7 protein-coding genes are annotated in these 12,214 nt (G+C 71.7%); all 7 read left to right on the top strand.

Annotation, left to right across the window (positions count from 1 at the left end; translation table 11 throughout):
• The first annotated feature begins 12 nt into the window (after positions 1–12).
• Positions 13–537, top strand: coding sequence for a phage tail protein (locus SLV14N_RS15155; protein ID WP_018089559.1), 525 nt, complete (start codon positions 13–15; stop codon positions 535–537).
• 75 nt (positions 538–612) lie between these two features.
• Complete coding sequence (locus SLV14N_RS15160) at positions 613–1,365, top strand: hypothetical protein (RefSeq protein ID WP_263269638.1); 753 nt, start codon at positions 613–615, stop codon at positions 1,363–1,365.
• Positions 1,358–2,101 carry a hypothetical protein gene (locus SLV14N_RS15165; RefSeq protein WP_263269639.1) on the top strand — a complete coding sequence of 248 codons (744 nt, stop codon included), beginning with the start codon at positions 1,358–1,360 and terminating at the stop codon, positions 2,099–2,101. The genes SLV14N_RS15160 and SLV14N_RS15165 overlap by 8 nt, the downstream gene beginning before the upstream one ends.
• Positions 2,102–2,153: 52 nt before the next feature.
• The gene (locus SLV14N_RS15170) at positions 2,154–3,110 is read left to right on the top strand and encodes a DUF4255 domain-containing protein (RefSeq protein ID WP_263269640.1); all 957 of its coding nucleotides are present in this window, start codon (positions 2,154–2,156) and stop codon (positions 3,108–3,110) included.
• Between the two features lie 33 nt (positions 3,111–3,143).
• The gene (locus SLV14N_RS15175; protein ID WP_263273160.1) at positions 3,144–5,183 is read left to right on the top strand and encodes an ATP-binding protein; all 2,040 of its coding nucleotides are present in this window, start codon (positions 3,144–3,146) and stop codon (positions 5,181–5,183) included.
• Entirely contained in the window at positions 5,174–5,563 is a 390-nt protein-coding gene (locus tag SLV14N_RS15180) for a hypothetical protein (RefSeq protein WP_259670305.1), read from the top strand. The genes SLV14N_RS15175 and SLV14N_RS15180 overlap by 10 nt, the downstream gene beginning before the upstream one ends.
• The gene (locus SLV14N_RS15185; RefSeq protein ID WP_263269643.1) at positions 5,560–12,171 is read left to right on the top strand and encodes a DUF4157 domain-containing protein; all 6,612 of its coding nucleotides are present in this window, start codon (positions 5,560–5,562) and stop codon (positions 12,169–12,171) included. The genes SLV14N_RS15180 and SLV14N_RS15185 overlap by 4 nt, the downstream gene beginning before the upstream one ends.
• Positions 12,172–12,214: the final 43 nt, after the last annotated feature.

Consider the following 12,214-nt stretch of genomic DNA (forward strand, 5'->3'; position numbering starts at 1 on the left):
TGAAGGAATCCGATGGCTGAGTTTCAGATCAACGCCCATCGCTTCGACCCGTACAAGAACTTCAAGTTCCTGGTCCTGTGGGACGGTCGTACGGTCGCGGGCATCAGCAAGATCAGCCCGCTGAAGCGCACCACCGAGGTCGTCAAGCACCGGCACGGCGGCGACCCCAGCTCCCCGCGCAAGTCCCCGGGCCGCTCCGAGTTCGAGGGCATCACCCTGGAGCGCGGTGTCACCCACGACCCGGAGTTCGACCGCTGGGCCAACAAGGTCTGGCAGGTCGGCGCGGGCCTCGGCGCCGAGGTCTCGCTGGCCGACTTCCGCAAGGACCTGGTGATCCAGGTCCTCAACGAGGCCGGTCAGGTCGCCGTCTCGCACAAGATCTACCGCTCCTGGCCGAGCGAGTACCAGGTCCTGGGCGAGATGGACGCCAACGCCAACGCCGTCGCCATCCAGAGCCTGAAGCTGGAGTGCGAGGGCTGGGAGCGGGACTACGAGGTACCGGAGCCGACCGAGCCGTCGTTCACCCATCCGGCCTGACCCGGCCCGTACGGCACATCGCGTACACAGCACCCGGCTGGTACGCCACGGCACCTGCACCGGACGAGGTGAGGAATGACGGTCACCGGGCCCGCGGAACTGCTGGCCACCTGGGAGGCCGGGCTGGCTCAGCAGGGCGGCGACCGGGCCCTGCTGCTGCACCGGGCGGCCCGCCCCGGGGCCGGCGCCGGCGCACTGCTGTCGGTGCCGCCCGGGGAGCGGGCTGCCGATCTGTTCGCGCTGCGCCGGGCGCTGTTCGGCGAGCGGATGCAGATCACGCTCGACTGCGCCGACCCGGACTGCGCGGCGGCGATGGAGTTCGAGCTCGACGCGGCCGGGCTGGGCGCCCGGCCCCGGGTGCCCGAGGACGGTCTGCGGGTGGCGGAGGGCGAGTGGACGGTCGTGTTCCGGTTGCCGTCGGTCGCCGATCTCACCGCGGTGGCGTCCCTGGCGGCCGGTGCGGAGGAGGCCCGGCGGCTGCTGGGCGCCCGCTGTGCCCGTACGGCGCGGCGGGACGGGCGGCCGGCCACGGACGAGGAGCTGTCGGCGCTGCCCGAGGCGGTGCTCAAGCGGTTCGCCGAGGCGGCCGAGCGGGCGGACCCGGCCGCCGAGGTGGTGCTGAACATCGCCTGTCCGGAGTGCGGCGCCGCCACCCCGGCGGAGCTGGACATCGCCGCCTACCTGTGGACCGAACTCGACGTCTGGGCCCGCGATGTGCTCCTGGACGTCCACCTGCTCGCCTCGGCCTACGGCTGGAGCGAGCCCCAGATCCTGGCGCTGAGTCCGCTGCGCCGCCGTTACTACCTGGAGCTGTGCGCAGATGCCTGACTACTTCGACCGGCTGCTGGCGCGGTACGCACCGTCGCCCGGGGGCGCCTTTCCCGACAGCGGCCGTACGGACCGGGCCGGGCGCACCCTCGTACAGCCCCGGCTGCCGGGGCCGTTCGAGCGGATCGAGGCGCTGTCCGGCCCCTCCGCCGAACCGGACGGGCCGGCGCCGCACGCTCCGCAGGCGCCCCGGTCCGCGCGGTCCGAGGAGGGGCGGATCCGGTACGAGCGGGAGATCAGGACCACCGAGCGGCAGACCGTCCTGCGCACCGAGGCCCCTCGGCAGGACGAGGCCCCGGGCCCCGCCGAGCGTCAACTGCACCCGACAGAGGGGCTGTTACGCCCCACAGTGGACCCGGGGCCGCGGCCCGGCCCGCCCGGCGCCGTCCGTCCCCAGGGGACGGCGGGGACGCGGACGGGCGACGACCGGGCCGCACGTCCGACGGCGTCCACGCTCGTCCTGCCGGGCTTCGACACCGCTCCCGTCGCCCCGGTCACACCGCTGCGGCCGCGCACCGACGAACCGCCGACGGCCCGTCCCGCCGCCCGGACCGCGGCCACCGGGCGGCGCGGGCAGCGGGCCGCCGAGCGGGTGGTGCACGTACAGATCGGCCGGCTTGAGGTGAACGCGGCCGGTCCGCAGCGGCCCGCAGCGGACCGGCCGGCGCGTACGGAGCGCCGCGAGCCCACGCTGAGCCTCGCGGACTATCTGGCGCGCGGGGAGAGGACGCACTGACGGTGACGCACCACACGACCCGGCCGGGGCCGCACCCACAGGGAAGGGCTTCATGAGCAACGCACTCGCCGTCGCGACGGTCACCCAGGCCCTTGCGCTGCTGATCGAGCACCACCTGCACCCCGAGATCGATATGGCCGTCTCGGTGGAGACCCGTAAGCCGCCGTCCGATCCGCCGACGGAGCCGACGATCACGGTCTTCCTCTACCAGGTCAGCCACAACCCTTCGATGCGCAACAGCGACCTGGTCACCCGCGCCTCCGACGGGACACTGCTGAAGCGGCCCGCCGCCGCCCTCGATCTGCACTTCCTGATCAGTGCGTACGGCGAGGAGACCGAGCTGGTCGGGCAGCGGCTGATCGGCAGCGTGGTGCGCACCCTGCACGAAATCCCGGTACTGCCCCAGGAGTTGATCGAGGAAGCGGCGCGGCGTCCCTATCTGGCGGGCAGCGATCTCGCCGAGTCCCCGCAGAAGGTGCGCTTCACACCGCTCCAGCTGGACGTCGACGAGACCTCGAAGCTCTGGGGGATGCTGCACCACACGCCGTATGCGTTGTCCGTGGTGTACCAGGCCTCGCTGGTGCTGCTCGACGGGCATCAGAAGCCGGTCCCGGCGAAGCCGGTGCAGAAGCCGGACGTCAGGGTGCTGCCGTTCGGGGCGCCGGGGGCCCCGGAGCCGGGCGGGGTGGCGGGTGGTGGGGGTGCGACGCCTCCCCCCGGGGCGGCGCCGGCGCCGGCGGAGACCGCCGGGGGCCGGCCCGCCGCCGCCAAGAGGGCCACCGTCGCCAAGGCCGCGTCCGGCGGTGGTGCGCGGGCCGCGAAGAAGGCGGCGGGCGACCCGCCGGCCGCGCGTCGCGGCAGCAAGTCGGGCGGCCCGTCCGCCGGTTCACGTACCCGCAAGGCGACCGGCGGCGGTGCGCGGGACGGCGGCCGGGACGGCACGGGCCGCACCGATGAGGCGCGCCGCACGGACGACCCGGGGCATCCGGACGACGGCACGGAGAGCTGAGGCGCGGTGCGCGGAGCGGGGGCGGAGAAGGACATGGGCGGCGACGGCAGCAGCGGGCGGCCGGGCACGGTGTGGTCCGCCGACGCGGACGGCAGCGCGCTGGCCGCGGCGGTCGGGTCCGTGCTGGCACGCCTGGACGCCCATGCGGCACGCGCCCGTACAACGGTCCGCGGGAGCGCGGCGGGCGACGGCGGTGCGGCGGGTCCGCCCGGCGCCGCTCCGGCGCCCCCTCCCCAGGAGGACGGCGCCCGCTCCCCCGGCCGCGCGCTCCCCGCCCTCGACGCACTGGCCGCCTGCTTCGGCCTCAGCCCGTTCGAGCGGGAGGTCGTCCTGCTCGCCGCCGCGGCCGAACTCGACCCGACGACCGGCGCCCGCTGCGCCGCCGCGAGCAGCGACCCGGGCCATGCGTATCCGACGTTCTCGTTGGCGCTGGCCGCCCTCGGCGCTCCCCATTGGAGTGCACTGACGCCGGTCGCCCCCCTGCGCCGCTGGCGCCTGGTCGAGCTGGACGACGAGACCCGGCTGACCATGTCCCGCCTGCGCCTCGATGAACGCATCCTGCACTTCCTCGTCGGCTCGCCGTACCTGGATGCCAGGCTGCACGGGCTGCTGCGCCGTACGACGGCGCCCGCCACCTTGCCGGCCTCCTACGACGCGGCGGCGGACCGGGTGGCCGCCGGCTGGGCGGACGCGGGCCCCGACGCCCCGCTCCGCGTCGAACTGGTCGGCGGCGATCTGCGCACCCGCGCCGACATCGCCGCAACTGCCGCCCGCCGCACGGGCCTCGGCCTGTACTCCATGGCCGCCGACGATGTCCCGGCGGACGCCGCCGAACGGGACCGGCTCGCCCGCCTCTGGCAGCGCGAGGCGATCCTCCTGCCGGCCGCCCTCCTCATCGAGGTGGGCGAGCTGGACCGCGAGCAGCATGCCGCGGCCGACTCCTTCATCGCGGGTTCCGCCGTCCCGCTGGTCGTCTCCGGCCCGGATCCGCGGCAGACGGGCCATCCGCGCGGGCAGCGGGTGACCGTACCGAAGTTGAACGACGAGGAACAGGCGGGGCTGTGGACGGACGCCTTCGCGGACGTCCCTGACGTGACTGCCCGTGATGTGCAGGCGCTCGTGGCGCAGTTCCAGCTCCCGCCGCATGTCGTGCGGTCCGCGGCCGCGACGGTACGCCGTGAGCTGTCCGGCCCGGGTGGTCCGGACGGCCCGGATGCCGCCGGACTGGCCTGGCAGGCCGGTCTCACCGAGGCCCGGATGGGGCTCGACGAACTGGGCCGCCGTATCGAACCGCGCGCCGGCTGGGACGACCTGGTCCTCGCCGGCCGCCAACTCGGCATCCTCCAGGAGATCGTCGCGCATGTGCGGCAGCGCGGCACCGTCTACCAGGACTGGGGCTTCGCGAAGGCGCTGCGCAGCGGTCTGGGCGTGACCGCGCTGTTCGCGGGCGGCTCCGGAACGGGCAAGACGCTGGCCGCCGAGGTGATGGCCGGGGAACTGGGGCTGGACCTGTTCATCATCGATCTCTCCCAGGTGGTCAGTAAGTACATCGGTGAGACGGAGAAGAACCTCAGTCGCGTCTTCGACGCGGCGGAGCGGGGCGGGGCGCTGCTCCTCTTCGACGAGGCGGACGCCCTGTTCGGCAAGCGCAGCGAGGTCAAGGACAGCCATGACCGTTACGCGAACCTGGAGGTCAGCTATCTGCTGATGCGCATGGAGGCGTACCGCGGTCTGGCGGTCCTCACCACCAACATGAAGAAGGCCCTGGACTCCGCCTTCATGCGCCGCATCCGGTTCGTGGTCGATTTCCCCTTCCCGGGGGAGAAGGAGCGCGCGGAGATCTGGCGCCGGGTGCTGCCCGCGCAGGCCCCGACGAAGGGCATCGATACGTCCCTGTTGGCCCAACTCACCGTGGCCGGCGGTTCGATCCGCAATATCGCCCTCTCCGGAGCCTTTCTCGCCGCCGAGGAGGGCGACCGCCTGCGCATGCGCCACATGCTGGCCGCCGCCCGTACCGAATACCTGAAGCTCGAACGCTCCTTGACGCCGTCGGAGGTCCATGGATGGGTCTGAACGAGGTCAGGAAGCACGTCAGGGGCGCGGCCGGGGACCAGGCCGGGGGCGCGACCGGGGGCGCGACCGGGCAGGCGGTCCGGAGCGGGGGCGGAGAGGAGGTGCCGCCGCGGTCCTTCCGTATCGACATCGGTGAACTGGTCCTGGACGGCTTCGACGCGCGCGTCGACCCGGCCCGCGTCTCGGCGGCGTTCACCTCCGAACTGGCCCGCCTCGTGCACGAGCGCGGCATACCGCTGGCGGCCGACGGCACGGGCGTGGCACTGGACGGCCTCACCGGTCTGCCGCCCCTGCCGGCCACGACGCACCCGGTCCGGCTGGGCGAAGCACTGGCCCGCGCGGTGCACGCGGGCCTCGCGGGACGGGGGGAGCCCCGATGAGCACGAGCCGGTCCTCGACGCAGGACCCCAGCCGGTCGGCCCGCAGCGACAAGCGCCGCAAGCGCCGGGAACGCTCCGCCCGGTCCCGGGCCCCGGAGCCGAAGGACATCGTCAGCGGCGCAGGACAGCCCCTGGACCCCGGTGTCCGCCGCGAACTCGAGGAACAGCTCGGCCACGACTTCAGCCAGGTCCGCCTGCACACCGACCGCGACTCCGCGCACCTGGCGGACGTGATGGGAGCCGACGCGTTCGCCGTCGGCCAGGACATCTTCTTCCGCGAGGGCACCTACCGCCCCGGCACCGTGGACGGCCGGCGCCTCCTGGCCCACGAGCTGCTGCACACCGTCCAGAATCCGCACGGGCTGGGCGCCCTCCGCGCCGGCCGCGACCTGGGCTCGGTCAGCCTGCCGCAGGAGGCGATCGAGCGGGAGGCGGAGTCGGCGGCACAGGCTTCCGTGCTGGGCGCCCTGCGTGACTCGGTCCATGAGCCCCGTGACCCGGAGGCCGCCGAGATCGAGCCGGGCCGGACGACGCCCGGGTGGCTGCGGTACGCGACGGTCGACGCGAACCGTCGCCGCGGGGAAGAGGCCGACCCGGCGACCCTGGTGGACCGCCTGGCCAATGGCGTGCTGCGGTCACTGCGGGGTGACCCGGAGGACCTCTCCGGCCGGGTGCGCGGGGAACTCGCCCGGATGGGACCGGAGTTGCAGGACTCCGTACTGGACCGGCTCGAAGTCCGGCTGCTGACCTGGGAGTTCCACCAGGTTCTGGAGCTGACGGAGGAAGCCGGGACCGCTCCACTCGGGCTCCGGCCCTCGAACGTCCCCGGGCCGGTCCCGGACGCGATCGACCTGATCGAGGACGGGCGGGCGGTGGCGGCCGGCCGTGCGGACGGCAGGGAGAAGGCCGAGCAGCAGCGGGACGAGGACGCCGAGGAAGAACAGAAGGACGCCAAGGGGCGGGACGGCGCTCGTGCGCAGGAACAGACCCGGGCGCAGCGGGACGCCTCGGCGGAGGAGAAGGAAGCCGGCGAGCGCAAGGCACAGGAGGACGAGCGGGCCGAGGAGCTCGCCGACTCGAAGAAGGAGCAGCGGCAGGAAGCGGAGAAGCAGGGCGAGGAACGCGAGAAGGCCGATCAGGCCGACGCGGAGAAGGCCCAGGAGGGGCAGGAGGGCTCCGAACGCGCCAAGGAGGAGCGCAGGGAGCAGCGTGAGCGCGAGGAGCAGGACCCGGAGCAGGCCAACCGGCCGGGTGCGGACAAGCGCAAGCGCAAGGACGACGGGAAGAAGCCTGCCGACGGTGCCAGGCAGGAAGAGCTCGAAAAGAAAAAGAAGGAGCAGCAGGGGCCGGTCCGCCCGGAGAAGGTGGATGAGCGGGCCGACCAGCGCGACAGTGCGCTGTCCGAGCACGGTCTGCACGAGAAGGACGAGAACGAGGGCGAACCGCGCGAGGAGGAACAGCCCCTCGGGCTGGAGGCCGGCGCGGACAAGGAGGTCGACGGCGGGCAGGAGGAGAAGCACGGCAGCGGCCCGGGGGCGGGCGAGGCGGAGCTGAAGCCCGAGGACCATCTGCCGGCGGCCGATCCCGACCTGTCGTCCGTACCGACCGCCGAGAACCCCACGGCGAGCATGCCGTCGTTCCCCGCTCCACAGCCCACCAGGGCGGAGAAGATCCAGAAGGAGCGGGAGGACGACGCCGATGAGGAGGAGGACGAGGAGGCGCCGGAGGCCGAGGCCAAGGCGCCGGGTGAGGAGCGCGGCCCGGTCGAGGGCGAGGCGCCGCAGCCGGAGCACGGCCCCGCGTCCGAGGCGCCCGACCGCGGCGAGCGGGACCTGCAGCCGGAGAAGCCGGTCGAGCAAGAGGTCGGCCCGGACCCTTCGACCGAGGAGAGGCCGGATCCGGCGCAGGAGGCCGAGGAGAAGAAGGACCCCGAGCAGCAGCAGGACCAGGACGAGGACGGGGCCAGGGCCGCCAAGCAGGATGCGGCCGACAAGGACGCGGAGCGGGACGAGAAGGCGGGCGACGGCGAAGGGGCCCCGGACGCCAAGGAGCCCCAGGACGAGCAGCAGGACAAGAAGGACCAGGACGCACAGGAGGAGAAGAAGGAGGCCAGGGGGCAGCCGGAGGGCGCGGCGGCGGACCGGCCGAGTGGGTCAGCAGGCACCGGAGCGGCCGGTGCCGGGGCCGGGCCGACGGCGGGTTCGCCTGCGCCGCCCGCCGGTGCGCACACCGAGCGTGCCGCGGTCGAGGACCGGCACCCCTCCCCCGCCGCGCGAAGGGCCGCGGCGCCCGTACGGGCCGAGAACGAGGCACCCGCACCGAAGAGCGCGGTGCCGAAGGAGGCCGGCCCGGGGGCGGCGCCCAGCGGCACGGTGGGCGCAAGTGAGCCCGCCGCCGCGCCCAAGGGCGCCACCGGTCCCGGAGGTGCGCCGTCCGTCGCCCAGGCCGCGGTCGGCCCGGCGGCCGAACAGGCGGAGAACCCCGGGAAGATGGGCGCGCCCGCGCCCGAGGGCGCCAAGGCGCAGCCCGACGCGTCGCTGGAGAAGGACGGTGGTGGCTGTGCGCCGCCGGAGCCCGCGGCGGAGAAGGAGGAGAAGGGCGGTTCATGCGGTGGGGGCGGGGGTGGTGGGAAGGCGCCCGCGGAGAAGCAGGAGGAGCCGCCGGACGTCTCGGGGCAGGACCCGAAGTCCGCGCTCAGCACCGTGAGCAAGCTCTCCCCCGACCAGGCTCAGGGCGCCATGCCCGGTGTGGACGCGGCCGCCGACAAGAAGGTCAACGAGGAGCAGAAGCGCCTGGAGGCCAACCCGCCCCAGCGGGAGCGTCCTTCGGGTGCGCCGCAGACGCAGTCCTCGCCTCCGGAGGCCGAGGCGCCGGAGACGGCGGTCAGCGGGAAGCTGGAGAGGGTCGGGCCGGAGGACCAGGGCGAGAAGCAGCGGGCCAAGGGCAGCGAGAAGGCGCAGGGCGCCAGGCCCACCGACCATGTGACGGCGCCGCAGCTCCCGCCCAGCAAGGACGGCAAGCTGACGGCCGGCGACGCGAAGAGCGTCGAGGCCGCCGCGGACAAGGTGCCCACCACCGACCCCGAGCTGCGCAACAAGACGGTCGGACCGGCCCCCAAGATCAAGCTGGAGGGGGCGAGCGACCCGCAGCGTACGGACAAGCAGGCGGAGAAGCTCAAGGACAAGCAGGGCACGATCCAGGACACCGGCCGGGCGGACGCGTCCAAGCCGATGGGCGAGGACAAGATCTTCCCCGACGCTCCCCGGGAACAGCTGACGGGCAAGGCGTCCGGGCGCGCGGGCGGCGGTGGCGGTGGCCGGCAGTCGGCAGGCGGCGGGGCCGGGCAGCATGTCGGGGTCGTCGCCAAACAGGAGCGTGGGGCCGAGCTCAAGAGCGGGGCGGCGCAGTCACAGACCGATCTGTCCGCCAAGGAGAAGGAACACCGGCAGGGCGAGCAGCAGGCCAAGCAGGAGAAGCAGCAGGAGATCGACAACGAGGTCGCGCGCAATGCCGAACAGCAGACGGCGGAGCGCGGCCGGGCGGCCGAACAGGCCGGCACGGAGCGCCAGAACTGGCGTGACGAGCAGGACAAGAAGATCGAGAAGGCCGACAAGGACACCGAGAAGGAGCACAAGGACGGCAACCAGAAGATAACCAAGGAGCGGGACGGCAAGGACAAAGAAGTCGATGACCGAAAGAACAACGACAACAAGGACATCGACACCAAGGCGGAACAGGCCGAGAAGGACGCCGAGAAGAAGAAGGAGGAGAAGAAGGGGGAGTCGGACAGCCTCTTCGGCAAACTGCTGGACGCCGTGGGCGACTTCTTCAAGGGCCTCCTGGACGCCGTTACGGCGATCTTCGACGCGGCGCGCAACGCCATCAACAGCGTCATCGACAAGTTCAAGGAGTTCGCGAACAAGGCGATCGACGCGGTACGCGACTTCGCCATCAAGGCCATCAATGTGCTGGCGGACGCCCTGATCGCCATCGGCGACGTCCTGCTGGCCGCCTTCCCCGAACTCCGCGACAGGTTCCGCAAGGCCATCGAGGGTCTGCGTGACGCGGCCATCGCGACCGTCAACAAGCTGGCCGACGGCCTGAAGAAGGCCGTCAACACCCTCCTTGACGCGCTCGCGGCCGGTCTCAACAAGCTCCTGGACGTCCTCGAAGCCGGGGTCAAGGCGGTCATCAAGGCGTATCAGGCCGTGATCACCGCCGCGATCAAGTTCGCCGAGGCCGCCATCGAGGCGCTCGGTAAGTTCGCGGCCCTGGTCGCCGATATCGCACCGGACCCGGGCGGCTGGCTCAGCAAGGCGGGCAGCGCCGCCAAGACCGGCATCCAGGAACATCTGTGGGGCGCGATCAAGTCCGCCGTCAAGCAGTGGTTCGACACCAAGGTGGAGGGCATCCTCGGCCTCGGCAAGGCCGTGATCAACGTTCTCCTCAAGGGCTGTATGTCCTTGAAGCAGATCGGCAAGATGGCCTGGGACGCGATCATTGCCTCCCTGCCGATGATGATCGCCTCACTGGTCATCGAGAAGGTCGTCTCGATGATCGTCCCGGCGGCGGGGGCGATCCTCACCATCGTGCAGGGTCTGATGGCCGCCTGGGAGAGCATCAGCTCCATCCTCACCGCCTTCGGCAAGTTCTTCGCCTACCTCAAGGCGGTCAAGGCCGGACCGGCCGCCTGTCTCTTCGCGGAAGCGGTGGCCGCCGGTGTGGTGGCCCTCCTCGACTTCCTCACCAACCTCCTCCTCCAGCGCCTCGGCCGGGCCGCGAAGGGCGTGGGCACCCGCCTCAAGGCCATGGCCCAGAAGATCACGGCCGGCCTCAAGAGGACCGGCAAGGGCGCCCGCAAGGTGGCCGGCAAGGCCGTCAACGCCGCCAAGGGCGCCGCCCGCAAGGCCGCCCAGGCCCTGCGCAAGCCGGTACGCCCGGCCAAGCCCAAGGGGCCCCGCGTCCCGTCCCGCCCGGGGGCCCCCGCCGACCGCACCCCGGGCGGCGGCCACCCGAAGCACCAGCCGAAGACCCAGCCCACGGGCCGCCCGGCCGGCAAGACCCCGGACCCGGCCAGGAAGAAGCGCGAGGACGAGGCCGAGGCGAAGAGGGCCAAGGAGGAGGCGGCACCGAACAAGCGGCCACACGACGACGGCGCGAAGAAGGAACCCCCGGGCACGGCGCAGGGCAAGCGGCCCGACAACGACGGACCGGACAGGAAATCCGGCAAGGACGGCACCGGCACGAAGAAGGACCAGTCCCCGCAGAAGCCGCGGAAGAAGGAGACCGAGGCCCCCAAGCGCACCAGGAAGCAACCTCCGACGTCGCTGCTGGGCCGGGCACTGAAGAAGGTCAGGACAACGATCAAATCCGCCCTCAAGAAAATCAGGAACGCCGGGCGGACCCTCGGGAAGAAGCTGCGCAAGAGCAAGATCGGCAAGGCGCTGAAGAACGGTGCCAAGAAGCTCTGGAACACCTTCAAGAACAAGCGCGACACTCTGCGCGACAACAAGAAGAGGCGCACCAGGCCGAAGAGGTCACGGAGGGGCGATGACAAGAGCAAGGAAAAGGAGAAGCAGGAGAAGAAGAAGCGCCTGCAGCGCATCATGCCCCGGCTACGCCGCAACCTCAAGGACCGCCTGGAGAAGGGCATTCCCGAAAGGGTGATGGATCCGACCCTGGCCGAGCTGCGCCGTCATTACCGGCTCACCAGCGTCACCGCGACCGGTGACCCCATGGTGGAGTTCGCGGCCAAACTCAACCCGACCGAAGGCGGAGGGGAAGGCGAGAAGGTAGCCCAGCGGACCAAGGAAACGTCACAAGGGCAGCCGCCTATCGGTATCGAGGAAGGCGAGAACGCCATCGAAGAAGGCGGAGCGGGGCCCGGCGTCCCCTCCGCCGACGAAAAGAATGACGCCACCGAGGGCAAGAAGGTCACCTTTGACAAGGAGACGGCGGAGGAGGAGAAGAAAAAGGAGAAGAATCCGCACCCGGACCCCAAGCGCACCATGAAGGTGTTCGCGAAAAGGCCGGCACTGGGTGGCTGGTACGTGGGCCAGGTATCGGGTGTGGACGAGGAGAACTTCTCGTTCTACGGACACGGCAAGGACGGCGACGCCTCGTTCGACGTGGAGACGAGCAAAAAGAGCATGTGGCGGGCGATCGACCCGCCCGGAAAGTACAAGTACGGAAGGTCCTTCGAAGGGATCAGGCACAACAGCTCGTGGGACCGGTACGAGCCGGACGCCCGGCAGTCGCTCAACTACCGCAAGGCGTACAGGTTCAGCAATCCCGGGGGCCGCATCTGGAACTGGCACCACATCCACGAACAAGTGGCCGACGGCCCGAACAGCGTCGACAACCTTGCCTACAGCCGCGACTACGCGAACCAGGCGTTCAACACATGGATGGCCCGGAAGCACGACGCGGTGGTGGCTCCGGATGGAACACTGCTCCCCTCCACCGGAGACAAATCGGTCCGTCAGTACCTCAAGGGAGCCTCCGAGGAGACGCACCGCAAATGGGGGCTCACCTGCATCAAAGAGCTCGGATACAAAATCGCGCGGGAAGACAAGGGGCGCGGGCTTTTTCAACAGATCAGAAAGTAGGCGAACATGGAAGCCTCCCTCACTGTGCTCCTGGCCCCTTCCG

The sequence above is a fragment of the Streptomyces sp. Je 1-4 4N24 genome, assembly GCF_026239515.1.
Taxonomy (GTDB): domain Bacteria; phylum Actinomycetota; class Actinomycetes; order Streptomycetales; family Streptomycetaceae; genus Streptomyces; species Streptomyces nigrescens.